Annotated in this window: 15 protein-coding genes; 7 read left to right on the top strand and 8 right to left on the bottom strand. The window is 48.8% G+C overall.

Annotated features, from left to right (window positions below):
• The first annotated feature begins 233 nt into the window (after positions 1-233).
• The 7 genes from QUA20_RS27545 to QUA20_RS27515 all read left to right on the top strand — a co-directional run bounded on the left by QUA20_RS27545 (position 234) and on the right by QUA20_RS27515 (position 8506).
• Entirely contained in the window at positions 234-689 is a 456-nt protein-coding gene (locus QUA20_RS27545) for a DUF2127 domain-containing protein (RefSeq protein WP_333193022.1), read from the top strand.
• A gap of 577 nt (positions 690-1266) precedes the next feature.
• Positions 1267-2835, top strand: coding sequence for a protein kinase domain-containing protein (locus tag QUA20_RS27540; RefSeq protein ID WP_333193020.1), 1569 nt, complete (start codon positions 1267-1269; stop codon positions 2833-2835).
• A 522-nt stretch (positions 2836-3357) separates the two neighbouring features.
• A complete protein-coding gene (locus QUA20_RS27535) occupies positions 3358-3690 on the top strand; it encodes a DUF6825 family protein (RefSeq protein WP_333193017.1) in 333 nt (110 codons plus the stop codon).
• 114 nt (positions 3691-3804) lie between these two features.
• Positions 3805-5571: an AarF/ABC1/UbiB kinase family protein gene (locus tag QUA20_RS27530; protein ID WP_333193014.1), complete on the top strand. Its 1767-nt coding sequence runs from the start codon at positions 3805-3807 to the stop codon at positions 5569-5571.
• Positions 5572-5988: 417 nt separating this feature from the next.
• Entirely contained in the window at positions 5989-6720 is a 732-nt protein-coding gene (locus QUA20_RS27525; protein ID WP_333193012.1) for a protein phosphatase 2C domain-containing protein, read from the top strand.
• 53 nt (positions 6721-6773) lie between these two features.
• The gene (locus QUA20_RS27520) at positions 6774-7976 is read left to right on the top strand and encodes an anhydro-N-acetylmuramic acid kinase (RefSeq protein ID WP_333193009.1); all 1203 of its coding nucleotides are present in this window, start codon (positions 6774-6776) and stop codon (positions 7974-7976) included.
• 80 nt (positions 7977-8056) lie between these two features.
• Positions 8057-8506, top strand: coding sequence for a hypothetical protein (locus tag QUA20_RS27515; RefSeq protein WP_172190924.1), 450 nt, complete (start codon positions 8057-8059; stop codon positions 8504-8506).
• A gap of 528 nt (positions 8507-9034) precedes the next feature.
• On the opposite strand, the gene QUA20_RS27510 is transcribed toward QUA20_RS27515, so the two are convergent.
• The 8 genes from QUA20_RS27510 to grpE form a co-directional block, all read right to left on the bottom strand.
• Positions 9035-9232 (bottom strand): NblA/ycf18 family protein, encoded by a 198-nt coding sequence (locus tag QUA20_RS27510; RefSeq protein WP_006635253.1) that lies wholly within the window; start codon positions 9230-9232, stop codon positions 9035-9037.
• A gap of 493 nt (positions 9233-9725) precedes the next feature.
• Positions 9726-10454 carry a biopolymer transporter ExbD gene (locus tag QUA20_RS27505; protein WP_333193006.1) on the bottom strand — a complete coding sequence of 243 codons (729 nt, stop codon included), beginning with the start codon at positions 10452-10454 and terminating at the stop codon, positions 9726-9728.
• Between the two features lie 15 nt (positions 10455-10469).
• On the bottom strand, positions 10470-11255 hold the full coding sequence (locus tag QUA20_RS27500; protein WP_333193005.1) for a MotA/TolQ/ExbB proton channel family protein: 786 nt from the start codon (positions 11253-11255) through the stop codon (positions 10470-10472).
• Positions 11256-11390: 135 nt separating this feature from the next.
• Positions 11391-12641 carry a ribosome small subunit-dependent GTPase A gene (gene rsgA, locus QUA20_RS27495; protein ID WP_333193003.1) on the bottom strand — a complete coding sequence of 417 codons (1251 nt, stop codon included), beginning with the start codon at positions 12639-12641 and terminating at the stop codon, positions 11391-11393.
• Positions 12638-12928 carry a sulfurtransferase TusA family protein gene (locus tag QUA20_RS27490; protein WP_333193001.1) on the bottom strand — a complete coding sequence of 97 codons (291 nt, stop codon included), beginning with the start codon at positions 12926-12928 and terminating at the stop codon, positions 12638-12640. Before QUA20_RS27490 ends, rsgA begins: the two co-directional genes overlap by 4 nt.
• Before the next feature lie 184 nt (positions 12929-13112).
• Positions 13113-14243 (bottom strand): molecular chaperone DnaJ, encoded by a 1131-nt coding sequence (gene dnaJ, locus QUA20_RS27485; RefSeq protein WP_333193000.1) that lies wholly within the window; start codon positions 14241-14243, stop codon positions 13113-13115.
• Positions 14244-14375: 132 nt separating this feature from the next.
• Entirely contained in the window at positions 14376-16514 is a 2139-nt protein-coding gene (gene dnaK / locus QUA20_RS27480) for a molecular chaperone DnaK (protein WP_333192998.1), read from the bottom strand.
• Between the two features lie 290 nt (positions 16515-16804).
• On the bottom strand, positions 16805-17596 hold the full coding sequence (gene grpE, locus QUA20_RS27475; protein ID WP_333192996.1) for a nucleotide exchange factor GrpE: 792 nt from the start codon (positions 17594-17596) through the stop codon (positions 16805-16807).
• Positions 17597-17988 lie beyond the last annotated feature (392 nt).

Raw genomic sequence — 17988 nt, 5'->3', positions numbered from 1 at the left:
AGAGTGCGTCAGCAGCGCGTTATTTTTCTATAATTGATTAGCTAATTGCTGACACACTCTACTAAATTTTGATTTTTCAATCCCAAATAGGCTAACAAGTAGAGTGCGTCAGCAGCGCGTTATTTTTCTATAATTGATTAGCTAATTGCTGACACACTCTACTAAATTTTGATTTTTTAATCCCAAACAGGCTAACAAGCCGATCGCACTTTATTGATATTCCGAGAATTTAGGTGAAAAAACAGCGCGCTTCTGGTTTAATCGCAATTGTTCTTTACAAAACTTTTGTGGCTTCCCTCTTGATAGTAACTTCGCTCGCTTTGCTTTTTGCACTAAAAAATCATCAAGCCTTGGAGGATTTTTCGGAATCCTATTTATTAGAAACAAAACTGAAGATTGTAGAATTTTTATTAGACAAAGTTCTACAAATCCAGCCTAAAACTTTACTGTTTAGCGGACTAGCTGCCGGAGTTTATGCAGTTTTAACTGTTTTGGAAGCGGTAGGTTTATGGTACGAAAAAGGTTGGGCAACAATTTTAGTTTTAGTGCTAGTAGGCATCAGTATTCCGCCTGAAATCTATGAGTTAGTTGAGGGTTTCACGGTAATTAAGTTAGCGGTATTTATCGCAAATATAGCCGTATTATGGTATTTGCTGCACCATTTGCCGAAGCACGGTAAGGGAGCTTAAAGTTCTGAGGATTCAGAGGAAACTCCTTTGACTTAATAAATGTCAGCATCTTCAATCAGTAGGCGATTGACCATTCTATTTGTGATGCCTTTATCTGATAATTTTAAGTTTCAACATGAAATATTCAACTTTGCGGGCGCATTCTTGAGTGTATTCATAGTGTTTTTCATTTTTAATCATACTTTCTACGCTCTTTATTTCTCCCAGATGAAGATCGCCATTCATGAATTCACAAAATTGCTCACAAGTCAATATAAAACCTCAATCTTTACAAAAATCGGCAAATTGTAAAGAGTTGCTAAAGTAAGGAGGGGTTATACCCCCCATGAGTTAGAGTCATATCATATAGATGCACCCTGATGGCTTTCCCGTTCCACAAGAGCGGGATTTTTATTGGAAAGCCGTAGCGTTAAGTTTCGCAATACCTACTACAGATAAAATGACGTGGGGATGCAAAGATTAAAGACATAGCAGAGCTAAAGCTAAAACAAGGGCGCAGATCGATCGAACCTCACGCCCAACTCTGCGAAATAACCCAAAGGCGGTAGCATAGTTGGGGAAACGGCATCAACTGAAGATGAACTTAGCGCCAGCAACAGTCCTGCAACAGGGCAAATACACAATTAACGCGACTTTAGGTATAGGAGGGTTCGGCATCACTTACCGAGCTATCCACACCCATTTAAACCAAACCGTCGTACTCAAAACCCTCAACGAAAGCCTGCGCCAACACCCAGAATCTGCCCAATTTCAGCAGCAGTTTATTGCCGAAGCCCAACGCCTGTCGCGGTGTCAGCATTCCAACATCGTCAGAGTAATCGACTTTTTTGAAGAAGCCGGACAGTCTTTTATAGCAATGGACTACATTCCGGGCAAAACTCTCGCCCAAATAGTAGAAACCGATCGGCCATTGCCAGAAGCCCAGGCTTTGCACTACATTCGGCAAATAGCCTCAGCCTTAAGTACAGTTCACCACAGCGGATTGCTGCACGGAGATATCAATCCAGAAAATATTATCCGGCGAGCCGATTCTCACCTCGTAATGTTAATAGACTTCGGCATTGCCCGAGGCTTTACCGCCGGCACCAAACAAACGCACACTAACTTGCTCTCGCCCGGGTACGCGCCGATTGAACAATACCTCTATGACGGTAAATGTACACCGGCTACAGACATCTACGCGATCGCAGCCACGCTCTACTACTTACTCTCCGGCGTGGCGCCCGTAGCAGCACCCCTGCGCGATCGCATTCCCCTGGCCGAGTTGCGGCAATTTCAGCCCAATCTCAGCCCGGGAATCGAGCGAGCCATCCTTCAGGGACTCGAAATCGACCCCCACAACCGCCCTCAGACAGTGGAAAATTGGCTCACCATGCTGCAAGAAACAGAGCGAGTATCAGCAAACAGAAAAGGCAAGCAAACTATGCGATTGCCTGCACCTCCACCGCTGCCGTTGACTTTGCTGGCCTTTGTCGTAACGGCTGCAATTGCAGGCTGGATGGGTTTTGACCTGGCTTGGCGCTACAGCAGCAGTCTCAGCAGCAATCGACCCCAAATTGAATCCTTCCCATCTCTCGAAGATTTGCTCAAATCCCGCGATTTGTCAGGGCCGATGTTCCGGCAGCCGTCTGTCGAAAGCAGCCCTCTCTACCCGATCCAACTCAACAAGCTCCCCAAACCCCCCTTAGAAAGCAGCAACGTTCCCGAACCGATCGATCCCTCAGAAACTAGCGCTGAACCTTCTGAGATCCCAACCCCGGAAACTCCAGCTCCAGAGCCCGAAGCCGAACCTGAGCCATCCCCGACGCCCGAGCCACAAGAGCAGCCTTCTGAGTCCCCCATTCCCGAGCCTCAAACCCAAATCGAGCCATCCCCCCAACCAGAACCCGCACCGGTACCGGAAGTTGAGCCCCTGCCTGCTGAACCGCCCTCCGCACCAGCCCCGCCTGCCCCTGAGAGTGCTAGTCCTGAAACCTTGCCACCCTCGGAATCCCCGCCGCCAGTAATAGCGTCGCCGATCGAGCGATCGCCTGAGCCTGCGATACCGAGCAGCAGCGGCAGCAATTCAGATAGTTCGATCGCACCTTACTCACCACCCCCTGTGGCAGATCCCACTGTGCCTTTTCCTGAACCTGCGACAAATTAGTATTGTTTTCGTTGGTTAAAAGTGCGGACAAATACTTGGTTTTATGAGCCAGAAAATATCCGCTAAGTAGTGGAGATAACTATGCTTTTGCTAGCAAATGACTATCTCACAAAACCTTCTGTCGAATCGGAAAATTCCAACAGTCGCGGTCTGAGTTTATCCAATATTTCCTATTACCTCTGCCATCCAAATGCCCGCCTCAAAAAAAAGCAGGACTATTGGATATTGTGATTTAAATTATGTTATAATACGTGCGCGACGCTGAGGTAGTGTGATGTCGTTTATTACTGTTGCCAAGCTGCAAACATTTTTGTACAAAGCAACCCCAACCTCAAATTTCAGCGAATGTCAGCCAGGCTTTTTGGCTGAGTCATTGCGCCTCTGACTGTTCAAACTCTCAAGAATCCCATCCCCGACAAAGGGGTGAGATTGTCCGTTACCCCAAACTTCCTTCCTTTGGGAGCAAGCATCATCGGGGACAAGCAAGTTATAATTTGTTGCGGAAGCGCACAGAGATTTTTTATGAGTAAACCCCCAGTTCATGCTTTTTTTGTAGGCCGAGCACTTGCCGAAGCACTGTACGAGCAATTAGAAAGCGCAGCAACCAACGCTTTCTCTGAACTCGGTAAATTTGACGCAGAACAAAGAGAACGCCTGCGACAGTTCACCGATCGAGTTGTGGAACGGGCAAACAAAGCTGCGGATGAGGCAATGCAGACCAGAACTGGCACTGCAACCACCACCACCATTCAAGACATTCATCCTGCAGAGCTGCAAGCGACTATTGACGAGCTGCGCGCCGAAGTGGCAATGGTGCGCTCCCAATTGCAGCGCTACCGCAGCAGTTTGCCCTAGCGCTCGCTCCGACCGCAACTATTATTTACGACTACGCGAGCGCAAAGCACTGCGCTCCTGCGCTCCTATCTGCCATCAAAGCCAAAACATAAAATAAGCAATTTGGGAACCCAAGTGTCTGCTCTCCTTGATGACTCTGTTAATCGCCAGCGCTCCAAAAAGCTCGCTGGCGCAGGCGATGAGCCAAAAACTGCTGATAAATCCTACAAAAGTAAAGCTTATCGCTGGAATCGCGAAAAATACTCCCGGAAGCGGCGCTTCTTCGACATTTGGGCCTTTGTCTTGCTCTGGCTGGCTTCGCTGTGGCTCGACAGCAAAAATTGGAGCTACTGGGGAGGCGTGACTGAAGAAAAGAAAGTTGCCAGACGCCGCTTTCAAGCTATCTGGGTTCGAGAAACACTCTTGGATTTGGGACCGACTTTCATTAAAGTTGGGCAGTTATTTTCCACCCGTGCCGATTTGTTCCCGGCAGAGTTTGTCGAGGAACTTTCTAAGCTGCAAGATAAAGTGCCTGCTTTCAGCTACCAGCAGTTAGAGGTAATTGTCGAGCAAGATTTGGGCAAGACAGTTCAAGAACTCTACCGCAGCTTTGACCCGGTGCCCCTGGCCGCTGCAAGTCTGGGTCAGGTACACAAAGCTCAACTGCATTCGGGCCCGGAAGTGGTCGTCAAGGTGCAGCGACCGGGACTGCGGAAGCTGTTCGAGATCGATTTGCAAATTCTTAAGGGAATTGCCCGCTACTTTCAAAACCATCCTAAGTGGGGTCACGGCCGAGATTGGATGGGGATTTATGAGGAATGCTGTCGCATTCTCTGGCTGGAAATTGACTATCTCCATGAAGGCCGGAATGCTGATACTTTTCGCCGCAATTTTAGCAACTGTGACTGGGTGCGGGTGCCGAGGGTTTATTGGCGGTACGCGGCTCCGCGAGTGCTGACTTTGGAATACCTGCCGGGAATTAAAATCAGCCACTACGAAGCTTTGGAAGCGGCCGGTATCGATCGCAAGTTAATCGCTCAGTTGGGGGCAAAAGCTTATTTGCGACAGTTGCTCAACGACGGCTTTTTCCACGCTGACCCACATCCCGGCAACATCGCTGTTAGTGCTGACAGTTGTCTGATTTTCTACGATTTTGGCATGATGGGGCAAATCCAGTCGAACGTCCGCGAAGGACTGATGGAGACGCTCTACGGCATTGCTTCTAAGGATGGACAGCGGATTATGGATTCTCTGATTGAGTTGGGAGCTCTGGTGCCTACGGGTGATATGAGTCCGGTGCGCCGATCGATCCAGTATATGCTGGACAACTTCATGGACAAGCCTTTTGAAAATCAGTCGGTGAGCGCGATTACGGACGACCTTTACGATATTGCCTACAACCAACCTTTTCGCTTCCCAGCTACTTTTACTTTTGTAATGCGAGCTTTTTCTACCATCGAAGGGGTAGGCCGAGGTTTAGATCCCGAGTTTAACTTTATGGAGGTGGCACAACCTTTTGCCATGCAGCTTATGAGTAATGGAAATGGCCCTGATACAGGTAGCAGCATTTTTAACGAAATCGGCCGTCAGGCGGCTCAGGTGAGTTCGACTGCTTTGAGTCTGCCCCGCCGGATTGAGGAGACTATTGACAAACTCGAACAGGGAGATTTGCGGATTCGCGTCCGTTCTGCAGAAACAGAGCGCTTGCTTCGCCGCATGAGCAGCGCTCAAATGGGTACGAATTATGCTTTGCTGATGAGTGCTTTTACTTTGTCGGCAACAATTTTGTTTGTTAGCAATCAAGTCTGGCCGGCTGTGGCTGTGGCTGTGCTGGCGGCGGGTGCAGGGTTTGCTCTGCTGCGTTTGTTCAAGCGGATCGATCGTTTAGACAGGATGTCATAATTGTGCAATTTGGGATTTGAAATTTCAGGTTGGAGATTTCTCGCCAGCCAAAATTTGACCTAGAATGTTAAGTTTTGGCTGGCTGACAACACATTGCTAAAATTTACAGCACTTACACGCTTTGACGCTAAAAACCCCGTCGCTTCCTAGATTTCTCGCCAGCTAAACCTCGGATTTTTTGTAGAAATCCTGTTTTTTTTTGCACCAGGTGGTTAATTTACTGGATTTACCGAAATTTTAAGACGGGATTACCATGATATCGATCTACAATATGAGGTCAAGGTAGTACAATTTTTCCAAAACTCGCGATCGCAGGTGGCAGAAATTTCAAGTTCCCTTCGGGATTTAAGTTTTGGAAGAAAACATTGCACCACTTCAATCAAGCTTTTAAGTTCGATGAGTCCAATCAGGCAATCTATGAAACGCTCTTTCGCAGGTAAGACAGACACAGGGCTAGTTCGTTCAGTAAATCAGGATTCATACTACATTGACTCTGACGGGCGATTTTTCATAGTAGCCGACGGAATGGGAGGACACGCCGGAGGTCAAGAAGCCAGCCGGATTGCGACTCAGGCGATTCAATCTTATTTGCTCGAACATTGGGAAGGGCCTGAGGATTCTCCGCTGTTGTTGGAAAAGGCTTTTTTAATTGCCAATCAAGCAATTTTGACTGATCAGCTAGACCACCCCGAGCGTGCTGATATGGGGACTACGGCTGTGGTTCTCATGTTTAGGGATGAGGATCGACCTTGGTGCGCTAATATCGGAGACTCTCGCTTGTACCGGCTGCACGGATCTCGCTTGGAGCAGATTACTGAAGACCAGACTTGGGTGGCTCAGGCTGTGAAAAGAAAGGCCCTAACTCCCGACCAAGCTCGCAGTCATCCTTGGCGTCACGTTTTGTCCCAGTGTTTGGGCCGCGATGATGTGCGGGAAATAGATATTTTGCCGGTGGACGTGCAGCCTGGGGATCGCTTGCTGCTGTGCAGCGACGGCTTGACTGAGGAACTTTCCGATCCTTTGATTGCTTCGCCTCTGAAGTCGATTCGCGCCTGCGAGGGCGCTGCAACTGCTTTGATTCAAGCAGCTAAGGATAAAGGGGGACGCGATAATATTACTGTGGTGATCGTGACGATCGACCTCAAATAAATCGGGCAACCCCCCGGAAAATCTAAAATCTAAAATCTAAAATCTAAAATTTAATGACCCGCGTTATCGGTTTGATCAGCGGCACGTCGGTGGATGGCATTGATGCTGCTTTGGTGGATGTGGTCGGTTCGCAAACAGACTTGAAAGTGCAATTGGTAGCCGGCAAGACTTTCCCTTATCCTGCTAATTTGCGATCGCAAATTCTCTCGGTTTGCAGCGGCTCAGCTTTGTCAATGGCTGAACTAGCCGAATTAGATGATGCCATCGCCCAAGAATTTGCCACGGCAGCCTTGACAATTCAAGCAGAATATGATAAAGCCGAATTAATCGGCTCTCACGGTCAAACCGTCTACCATCGACCTGCAGGGAAAGCGCAGAAAGACAGCGCCAGCGGGTTGATGGGCTACAGCTTACAACTCGGGCGGGGCGCGCTAATTGCTCAATTGACAGGCATTACTACTGTGAGTAACTTTCGATCGGCAGACATTGCAGCAGGGGGTCAAGGAGCACCCTTAGTCTCAATAGTTGATGCCTGCCTGCTGGCGGAACCCAACATCAGCCTCTGCATCCAAAATCTGGGCGGAATTGGCAATGTTACCTATCTTCCTGCCACGGGAAAGGGGGAAAACAAGGACGAGTCGGAGATTTTCAATCTTGGGGATGGCATCTCGGGCTGGGATACAGGCCCGGCGAATTCCCTGTTAGATTTGGCAGTACAGCACTTCTCAGGCGGGACTAAGACTTGCGACGAAGGTGGAGCTTGGGCGGCCTCGGGAACTCCCTGTCAAGCTTTAGTCGAGGATTGGCTGCAGCAAGAGTTCTTCCGTCAAGCACCGCCGAAATCTACTGGGCGAGAGTTATTTGGTGTAGACTATTTTGACCGGTGTTTGGTCGAGACCGAAGGTTACAACCTCAGTCCTGCTGACGTACTGGCTACTCTGACAGAACTGACTGTTGCGTCGATCGTTCACAGTTACCAAACTTTTTTATCGGCTATGCCCGATCGAGTTTTACTGTGCGGGGGCGGCAGCCACAATCTCTACTTAAAACGCCGATTGCAATCTCAATTGCATCCAGTGCAAGTGTTGACTACTTCTGAGGCAGGCTTGAGTGTAGATTTTAAAGAGGCGATCGCTTTCGCGGTTTTAGCCGCATGGCGGGTTCGGGGCATTCCCGGCAATCTGCCTCAAGTTACTGGTGCCCGGACATCGGTACTTTTAGGGGAAATTAACTCTTGTTGGCACAGTTGGGCGTGATAGCATAGAGTCTGAGGGACAACGGCTGTGCGTTGTTGCACCAGCATTGTAGCCAGCAGGAAAAGCATAGGAACAGCACTGTGGCTCACACGTTTTTAATGGAATCGGGCCAATGGACGCTCGAAGGAAGTTGGATTGAGCGCAATGGCGTGCCAATTACGGTTAAAGGCAAAACTTTAGTGAGCTGGAACCGAACAGATTGGTTCAGTATGGTGACGAAGCTCGTGTTTCCTGGAGGCGATCGCGAAGAGATTATTTTGCAGTACCGAGGACACCTCAACAGCGATGAACGGCAGTATACTTTTGTGCTCCAACACAGCGAACTCGGTCGGGTCGAGGGCGAAGGTTGGATTGCTCCCCAGTCGATCGTCCAGCGTTACTGGGTACTGGGAGACGAACGCCAACGGCGCACGGGTTTTGATACCCTGCATCGCGTCGATCACAACCGCTACTATCACTCTAGCGGCATCATGTCTGGTCATTACTTGACGAGTACGATGGAGGCTACTTTGGAACGTCAGTCGGAATAGCTTTTTCTAGAGTTACCACCTGCGAGTTCGAGGGTTTGATGTGAAAATTGAAGGTTTTGGTAGTCGGAGATCCCGCTCAGATGTCCGACTAGCGCCATTCTTGTGAAACCTCATCCGCTATAACAAAAGACAAATATTTTATTTTGTTAAAAAGTTCACACTTACGATCGAAAATTATCAAATTTTTGAGTCTAACCGCGATAAATTATTTTTGCGGTCTCTTTCTATACCACTCAATAGATTGCTGCGATCGACTTCCCATATTGAGTCGAATCAAGAAAAAACTGTCAAAGTTTTCTGATGGACGATGAGTCTGTGCAGATGCTTTCTACCTTCTATAGCAACCACGCCCGACCATTAGGACGTTGTTAATTGCTGAAACCCTTGATTTTTTTGTAGCTTCTGGCTTCTCAGGTAGATAACTAAAGCCTTCTTCCTTCTGCTTTCGAGTGACGCCCCATCACCCCCAACTCCTTTCCACCTGAGGGAAGAGAGTAAGAGATAGAGGTCGCCGACTGCGACTCTTTGCTACTCAACGCCTGGGTTTGGTTCTAGACCCCAATGATGTTTCAGAAAATGGCGGTACATGGTTTCCCGCAGCATCATTTGCTCGTAAAGCTTGACCAAAAACTCCTGAGCTTGTTCGCGGCTCATGTCACTTACCTGTGTTTTGAAGGAACACAGGCTAAATTGCTGTTCCAAAGACAATTCTGCTGGTTGGCTCATGACTTTGACTCCTCTGTAAGTAAAGGTGACTTAAAAGTGAACACCTGGATTAACCAGATTTGTAAAATGTTTCAGCGATAGAGCGTTGGTTTCGGGATGCCAGATTGCCCATCTCGCTTTAGTATATATTACAAAAGGTAACAATTGTTTGACAAAATCACCATCTGTCCCAGGAAATAGCTTACTTAGGGATAGAGATGCCAAGATGTCTGCAAAAGTTCCTTCCGCAGGCATATACAACTGTATCTACTTGTCAAGAGAAAAAAGGCTCAGTACGAACCAAAAGAATTGAAGCCCTTTATACCAAATCGGACGGAGCTTTTCTCGGCGAGAGGGAGAGGGGGAGATGAGGAGAGCGGGAGATTAGGAGATTGGAAGATGAGGAGAGGGGAAGATTGGAAGATGAGGAGAGGGGAGAGCGGGAGATGAGAAAAGGGGGAGAGGGGAAGATGGGGAGAATTTCTATTCCTCTGTTCTCCCTTCTTCCTTCTAACTAATTCGATGAGCCACCATCCTGGGGTTGAGTGGCCGCTCCGGGTCTGAAATTGGGAGCAGCGGGTGCAGGCGAAACAGGAGGAATGCCCTGATTTGTCCCAAAGTTGCTAGGCTGCCCGGGAGCGGGGAGAGGAGATTGAAACTGACTGGGATTTAACTGCTGCTGTCCCGGAGCGGGGAGAGGAGATTGAAACTGATTGGGATTTAACTGCTGCTGCCTCGGAGCCACAGGAGACGGCAGGGGTTGACCGGAATTGCCGATCGCAGGTGCAGCAGGAATGCCAGAATTGGGAAGCGAGGTATTGGGCAATGGGGAGGGAGCCGAACTAGGAAGAGTTGCCAGGGCAACTTTATCGCCCCCTACCTCTCTCAATTTGTCTAAAACCTCGACAACTTTGGCATATCTAGCATTTTGAGGAGCGTACAGCACTATCAACCCGGCAGGATTTTGGGTTTGGAAACTCTTTAAAACTCGATCGAGCTGTTGGTAATTAACAGGCAATTGGTCGATATAAGTTTGCCCAAAATCGTCAATGCTGACAATCAGCATCTCTCGCATCTGGGTTTGTCCAGTCTTCGCCTTAGGCAAATCGACATTAATTGCTTGCTGGCGAGTCAGTTGCAAAGCGGCCAGCAGAAAAAACGTCAAAATGCAAAATATCACGTCAATTAAAGGCACCAGTTCAATCCGAGCCTCTTCAGCAGGAGTATCTAGATTAATCTTCATCAGTTCTCAGGAGTTTTAATTATTAGAAGGTGAATCTTCTGCCGGATCGGAACCTTTCAATTTCGGCTCCCGGTTCCGTTCTCCCGATTCTTGAGAATTGAGAGAACGCCTGTTCAAACCATCGGAACCAAAGGAAGAATTGCTGTATTCTGTACCGGGCGATCGACCCTTAGCATTAGCTGCAGGCCAGTATTGCCTGTAAAGCAATTCCAGTTCATTTCCAGCTTTGCGAAATATTTTTGCCTGGTTGAACAAAAAAGCTTGAAATATCCGATAAAACGCCAAGGTAAAAATTGCTACTACCATTCCAGTAGCAGTCGTGATCAGCGCCTCGCTAATCCCCAAAGTTACGCCTGTTGTTGCCGACGTGCCGATGTCGCCCAGACGGATAGAACTGAGCGAGTTAATCAAGCCCAAAACTGTTCCCAGCAAGCCCAGCAAAGGGGCTAGAGCGATCGTAGCTTCTAAGATTTTGTCACCGCGGCGCATCGAAGCCAACTCTTCATCGGCGGCAGCTTCGAGTGCAAGTCTAAACAAATCTGGTTCGGGATTGTAGAGCCGCAGGGGTGCAGAAAGAAATCGCCCGATCGGCTGTCGGTTAGCTTGTCTGGCAATCTCGTTAGCCGCCCCCCAATCGCTGCGAGCCGCATCAAGAATGCGGTTAACAATCTGCTTTTCTTTGCTCAGGAGGCTCGCCCAAAACCACAAGCGCTCGATAATCGTACTCAAAGATAGAATCGATAACACCAACAGGGGCCACATGGCGGGGCCGCCTTTTTGAAACAGTTCTTGAATATTCACAGTATTTTTACTCCTGCATAACCGGCTGCGCTTGGCTTCTGTTGAACTTTTTTTAACAAATTTAAGGCCATTTAATTTTAGCTATTAATGTACTGTGCTCCGGGGTCGATCGACCGATCGCGATCGACTAATTCCTCACAACTCGTCTAAATCTTGACACATATCTTGCAGCGACTGGTGTTGAAGGCGGCGGGAAGAGCGGCGATATTTTTTAGTTTGCAGCTTCGGTTCGTATTGCTGCGTACCATCGGACTTGGTTTGCTGTTTCAAACTCGCCTCGGCACTACTAGAGTTTTGCTCTTGTTGCTGGCGGACGATCGCCTCTTCGAGAAAATTCAAGTAATAATCGTAGCGCTCCCAACCGCCCCGCACCACACAGTTAGGCTCGTCTCGGTGCGAACAGTCGCTAAACTGGCAGCTACCCAAAGCCAGCCTCTGGCGCGCTTCTGGGAAATATTGAGCTAACTCGGACGGGTCGCATTCGAGAGCCGGTTGATTAAAGCCCGGAGTATCGGCCAACAGTCCGCCGCCGGGGAGTTCAAATAGTTCTACGTGGCGAGTCGTGTGGCGCCCGCGGCCGAGTTTGCCGGAAACAGCGTTCACTCGCAGATTCAGGGCCGGGATCAGTTGGTTGATCAAGCTGGACTTGCCAACCCCAGAAGGGCCACAAATTACCGTTATTTTCCCTTGCAAGTGGGCCAGAAGGAAGTTCGGCAACGGGCTATGTACGGGCTTTAACGGATGTAACGGCTTGACCGAATTTGGAATGTCGGGGTTATCCTCATAACTCAGCATACATGGCTCTATTTTCTCCACTAAGTCATAAAAAGCTGTTTCCGATGCAGAAACTTCATTTTGACCGTTAGCGGGGGCTTCCTGGACTCCTTCGCCGCTGCGGACGCTAATAAACATTGGTTCGTAGCCCCAGCCTGAAAGCCGATCGCGCCACTGTTCCAACTCATCGGGCGTGACCAAATCGCATTTGTTCAGGCACAAACTCACCTCTAAACCGGTAGATTCTGCCTTGACTAAAAACCGAGTTAATGATGCGGGGTCTAAGTCGGGTTCGGCGAGGGCAAAAACGAGGAGAATGCGATCGGCATTAGCTACAGGCGGGCGGTTGAGTTCTGTTTGGCGCGGGAAGACTTCAGAAATTGCACCCCGGCGGTCAGTCCAGTCGGGTTCGTCTACCACCACGCGATCGCCCACCATCACCTGTTGGCCAATTTTTTTCAGTCGAGTGCGACGAGTGCACAGCAGACTCGGAGAATCAGCGAGGGGAGCATTTTTCCCGTCAATGGAGACCCCGGGATCTAACCTCACTTGGTAGAAGTTAGCCTGAACAGCAATTACAGTACCCACGATCGAGGGCGAATTCAGGCTCATCCTGCTTCCTGGTGTTCTGGGCGCTGCACTTTCATAGCAAAAAAACCGGAATCCGGCTCCTCCGCGATAAATTGCGTTTCGAGAATCTGGTAGCCTTCCATTTTCAGACTGTCGGGTACTTGTTCGATCGGCTCCCCAGCGTCCAGCCACACCTCCAAAACAGCACCCGGTGCCATTTGCTCCAAGCGGAGCTTAGTGCGGACAAAATTGAGAGGACACGGAGTTCCCCGCAGATCGATTTTGGCATCTGGGGATTTAGGATTTTCAATTTTGGATGTTGAATTCATAATGCTTTTTGCAATCTCAAATCCTGAAAGCCTTAGTTTTTTAAACAAGTTGCCTGGAAACTGGAAAATCTAAAATTTTGTGTCCAATTCACAAAGATTATTATTCTTTATCGAAATTTTGCGTCCCATTCGACAGAAATTATTTTTTCTGGAAAAAGTGAGCGCAATTGCGCTCACTTTTCCCTTATTTCTGAAACAAATTTCCCAGAAATCCTTCCAAACCGCCTTTACCGGTACGATCGCCCTTCAGCTTAGCAAGCTGCATCAACAATTCCCGTTCCTCAGCAGTCACCTTAGTAGGAATGTCAATAGACACGGTAATCAAATGATCGCCGCGACTGACTGGATTTCCCAACCGAGGTACCCCTTTTTTCTCCAGAGTCAGAACAGTATTCGCCTGAGTTCCGGTAGGAATCAACAATTCCGTCGGCCCGTCTACGGTTTCCACTTCCAACCTGCACCCCAAAATTGCTTGCAGGTAACTAATCTTAACTTCCGAGTTAACGTTAATGCCGTCCCGCTTAAATTGCGGGTCTTCATTCACCGCCAAGAACACGTAAAGATCCCCGGGCGGACCACCCAGTTTGCCCGCATCCCCTTCATTGGAAACGCGCAAGCGAGTACCGTTGTCAACCCCAGCCGGAATTGTGATTTTCAGCTTTTTCATCACTTCTTTCTGGCCTCGGCCGCCGCAAGTTTCGCACTTGTCCTCAATCACTTGCCCGGTGCCGTTGCAACTGGGGCAAACTGAAACTTGAGTAAAGCTGCCGAAAGGAGTGCGAGTAGCGCGTCGGACTTGACCGCTGCCGGTACAAGTCGAGCAAGTTTGGGGTCTCGTGCCCGGTTTTGCCCCGGTACCCGTGCAAGTTTCGCAGGTTTCTAGGTGCTTGATGCGGAGTTCTTTTTCCCCACCAAACACTGCTTCCCGAAAATCCAGCCGCAAATCGAGGCGCAAATCGTCTCCGCGCACCGGCCCGCTGCGCCTGCGACCTTGCTGTTGTTGGCCGCCGACACCTCCTTGAAAACCCTGAAAGAAGCTTTCAAAAATATCGGCAAAGCTGTCACCAAAGTCTTGGAAACCAGGTGCGCCTGCACCGCTGACGCCTGCTTCGCCGAACCTGTCGAAACGGGCGCGGGTTTCCGGCTCTGAGAGTACCTCGTAGGCGCGGTTAATTTCTTTAAACCGTTCCTCAGCACCGTCTGTTTTGTTGACATCTGGATGGTACTTGCGAGCTAGACGGCGGTAAGCACGCTTAATTTCTTCTTTGTCTGCGCTACGAGAAACGCCTAATATTTCATAGTAATCACCGGCCATAGAGCTGCTTGCCTGGAGGTAAATAACAAAAAGTGTACGAAAAAGAAACGGGCGACCTTTCCTGAAATTACAGATTAAAAATTAAAAATTAACAATGAGAATTTTTAACTTTTAATTTTTATTTTTTCAGTTTTAAAGGAAAGGATTCATATCATCAACTTCCGGTTCGGGAACCTTCGGTTTTTGTTTTGACTGTGGATTTGACTGTGGATTTGGCTGTCGTTTTGACTGTCGTTCCGGCTTTGGTTCCGGCTTTGATTCCGACTTTGGTTCCGGCTTTGGTTCTGGCTTTGGTTTCGGCTTTGGTTCCGGCTTTGGTTCCGGCTGCGCTTGAGGCGCCACCAGCAGCTCTTCTGTCAGCAAAATGCTGTCGTCGTCCGCTTTAACCTCTTGTGGTTCTGATTCTACTTCTGACATCATCTCGTTTTCAACAACAGCCCCTGACGGGGCTACTCCGCTGCGGGCTTGGTCGTAGACTGCTGTCCCGAGCGAGTATAGCAGTTGCTTGAAAGATTCGATTGCGGGCGTGAGTTCCTCGACTGTGATATCGGGGTTAGTCATCGCTGCCCGCAAGGCTGCTGCGGCTGTTTCCGCTTCGGCCTTGAGGTCGTCGCTCAGCAGTTGCGCGTTGGTTTTTAAAGTTACACCACAATTATAGACGAGGGAGTCAGCTTGATTTTTGAGTTCGACGAGTAGAGCGCGCTTGATGTCCTCGTCGGCGTAAAGTTCGGCTTCTTGTCGCATCCGCTCGACTTCGGTTTCGCTCAATCCCCCTGTATTGGAAATTTGGATGCTTTGTTCTTTTCCGGTTCCCTTGTCTTCAGCGGCAACTTTGAGAATGCCGTTGGCATCGATTTCAAAGGTAACTTCAATTTGAGGTACGCCGCGGGGGGCTGCGGGAATGCCTTTGAGCAGGAACTTGCCGAGACTTTTATTGTCTTTAACCAATGCCCGCTCGCCTTGGAGCACGTGTATTTCTACCGAGGTTTGCCCGTCTGCCGCCGTGCTGTACATTTGCGATCGGCTCGTGGGAATAGTTGTATTGCGATCGATTACTTTGGTGAACACCCCGCCCAACGTTTCTAGTCCCAGAGAGAGCGGGGTCACGTCAAGCAGCAGCAAATCTTTTACCTCACCGCCCAACACCCCGGCTTGAATTGCCGCGCCTACCGCTACAGCTTCGTCGGGATTGACCGATTTATCAGGAGAAATGCCCCCAAAATACTTGCTAATTGCCTTTTGAACTGCCGGAATCCGGGTTGAGCCTCCCACTAAAATAATTCTGTCTATATCTTTCGGGGTCAAACTTGCGTCTTTGAGCGCTTGAGTCACCGGATCGATCGTCGCTTGCACCAAATGAGCCACCAGTTTTTCAAACTGAGCTTTGGAGAGTTCCATTTCCAAATGCTTCGGCCCTTTGTCGTCAGAGGAGATGAAAGGCAAATTGATTGAGGTGGATTCTCGGTTGGAGAGTTCGATTTTCGCTTTTTCTGCAGCTTCTCGGAGGCGCTGCAAGGCCATTTTGTCTTGTGAGAGGTCACTGCCTTCTTGAGTCCGGAAAGCTTCTACCAGCCACTGGACTATGCAGTCGTCAAAGTCGTCTCCTCCGAGATGGTTGTTACCGGAGGTAGCGTTGACTTCAAAAATTCCGTCTCCCAGTTGCAGGATCGAAACGTCGAAAGTACCTCCTCCCAGGTCAAAAACTAAGATTTTCTGTTCTATATTTTGCTTGTCGAGCCCGTAGGAAAGGGCTGCCGCCGTCGGTTCGTTGACTATCCGCAAGACTTCTAGGCCCGCGATCGTACCGGCGTCTTTAGTAGCTTGCCGCTGGGCGTCTGTGAAGTAAGCTGGCACTGTAATTACGGCTTGGGTAACAGTTTGTCCCAAATAAGCTTCAGCATCTTGCTTTAGCTTTTGGAGTACCATTGCCGAGATTTCCTGGGGAGTGTGAACCTTGTTCCGAATTTGGACGTTAACGGTGTCGTCTTTGCCTTTTATGCAGGTATAGGGAGTCCGGGCTCGTTCTTCTTCCGTGTCGTCCCACCGCCGTCCAATAAATCGTTTGATGCTGTAGACAGTATTTACAGCATTAGTTACAGCTTGCCGCTTGGCCAATTGACCTACTAAGCGATCGCCGGCCTTGCCAAATCCTACTATACTCGGAGTTGTGCGGCCGCCCTCGGAATTGGCGATCACGACAGGTTTACCGCCCTCTAACACAGCTACACAACTATTAGTCGTGCCTAAGTCAATTCCAATAATTTTTCCCATAGCGCCTCATAAAACTTTGTGGGATGTTTGGAAACCTCCAACTACAAGTTGGGGGAGGAAAAACGACTCAGCTTGTTCAAACAAGCATCACCAGACCAGATTTGTAGGAAATAAACTAGATGTCCTAAGGCAATATCAAAGACGGGTAAAAACGTTTTTCCGAATTTTTTGAGAAAGCGCTGACCTGCTTTTAGTCATCAATTAAGAATTTGGTTAATCTGCCGCCTTGGGGCCCCCGAATAGAATTCGGGGGTTAGTGACTTTGAGGAATGCAGTAGCTTGTATCCCGATTAACTTTCCGAACTATCGGGATTTTCATCTGAGGCTACCACAGATAGCCCAGCCGCTGCAACTTTCACTTTGGCGTGCCGCAAGACGCGATCGCCCAGAATGTAGCCGCGTTCTAGTTCTTGGATAATTGTTCCTTCCTCGTGTTCGTCAGTTGGCTCGCTGAGTAGAGCTTCGTGGAGGTTGGGGTCAAACTGTTCGCCTTCGGGGCGCATCGGAGAAACCCCGATTTGCTTGAGGCTATCTACCATTTGCTTGTAAACGCTTTGGTAGCTTTTGTGAATGTTCATTTCGCCATCGGTTTGCGGCTTGATGTGCGATCGAGCGCGCTCGAAATTGTCGATTACCGGCAACAGGGGTTTGATCGTGAGACACCTTGCCTGTAAATCTAGCTCTTCTTTTTCCTTTTGAGTGCGCCTGCGGAAGTTCTCAAAATCTGCCGCTAGCCGGAGATTTTGATTTTTCAGCTCTTCTAGTTGAGCGGATGCCGCTTGCAACTGAGTTTTTAAAGCTTCTTTTTCATCGGTTACCTGCGCCAGTTCCTTCTTCCAAGGCTCCGCCGCGTCTGCAGTCGGGCTGTTGGTGGAACTGCCGGTGACGGTAGGCCCGGGTGCGTTTGCTGGCGGGCGATCGGCCTGAGCACTTTGATAAGCTCGAGCAAGTTCGAGCTCCCAATCTGCTGATCCGTTCGAGTTTGCTGGTGCCGGCGGATTTTCGCTTGCCATTGGCGAACCCTCTGGGGTTTCCCCAGTTGAGTTAGGATCTCGATCTTGCTGTTTTTCCTCGTCAATCATAAAAGCTGCGCGACAGAACCCTATCAATTCTAGCAGATACGTTTAACCCGGTAAATCTAGAGTTATCGAATTTACTGTGTATGGCACAATCTGAAATGAGGAAATCTCGCTTGCTGTGGAGGCATATCTCAAAGCTTTCAATAAAATATTCAAAGGGCAGTTTAGATATTTATCTATAGTATGACCGCAGTTGGGGGCAATTAAACGTTTGTTGCTTCCTAATTTTCGATTAACGCGATCGCATTTATAACAGGTTTTATTAAAATTATTCGGGTATTACGTCTACTAAAACATTGCCGAATTAGGAGGTTTAATTTGGGAGCGTGTCACTTTTGCGATGAGTATTTATACTCAAACATTTCTTCGCTTACCAATTAAGCCATTTAAGTAAG

Origin of the sequence: Microcoleus sp. Pol7_A1 (assembly GCF_036701085.1) — a bacterium.
Taxonomy (GTDB): Bacteria; Cyanobacteriota; Cyanobacteriia; order Cyanobacteriales; family Microcoleaceae; genus Microcoleus; species Microcoleus asticus.
Note: the sequence above shows the minus strand (reverse complement) of the source record. Positions and strands in the feature narration are given on the sequence as shown.

What these genes read in the sequence shown, in the direction of transcription:
- grpE (WP_333192996.1), bottom strand. Translation starts at nt 17,596, where the DNA reads ATGATTGACGAGGAAAAACAGCAAGATCGAGATCCTAACTCAACTGGG.
- dnaK (WP_333192998.1), bottom strand. Translation starts at nt 16,514, where the DNA reads ATGGGAAAAATTATTGGAATTGACTTAGGCACGACTAATAGTTGTGTA.
- QUA20_RS27535 (WP_333193017.1), top strand. Translation starts at nt 3,358, where the DNA reads ATGAGTAAACCCCCAGTTCATGCTTTTTTTGTAGGCCGAGCACTTGCC.
- QUA20_RS27490 (WP_333193001.1), bottom strand. Translation starts at nt 12,928, where the DNA reads ATGAATTCAACATCCAAAATTGAAAATCCTAAATCCCCAGATGCCAAA.
- QUA20_RS27525 (WP_333193012.1), top strand. Translation starts at nt 5,989, where the DNA reads ATGAAACGCTCTTTCGCAGGTAAGACAGACACAGGGCTAGTTCGTTCA.
- QUA20_RS27510 (WP_006635253.1), bottom strand. Translation starts at nt 9,232, where the DNA reads ATGAGCCAACCAGCAGAATTGTCTTTGGAACAGCAATTTAGCCTGTGT.
- QUA20_RS27540 (WP_333193020.1), top strand. Translation starts at nt 1,267, where the DNA reads ATGAACTTAGCGCCAGCAACAGTCCTGCAACAGGGCAAATACACAATT.
- rsgA (WP_333193003.1), bottom strand. Translation starts at nt 12,641, where the DNA reads ATGAGCCTGAATTCGCCCTCGATCGTGGGTACTGTAATTGCTGTTCAG.
- QUA20_RS27505 (WP_333193006.1), bottom strand. Translation starts at nt 10,454, where the DNA reads ATGAAGATTAATCTAGATACTCCTGCTGAAGAGGCTCGGATTGAACTG.
- dnaJ (WP_333193000.1), bottom strand. Translation starts at nt 14,243, where the DNA reads ATGGCCGGTGATTACTATGAAATATTAGGCGTTTCTCGTAGCGCAGAC.
- QUA20_RS27520 (WP_333193009.1), top strand. Translation starts at nt 6,774, where the DNA reads ATGACCCGCGTTATCGGTTTGATCAGCGGCACGTCGGTGGATGGCATT.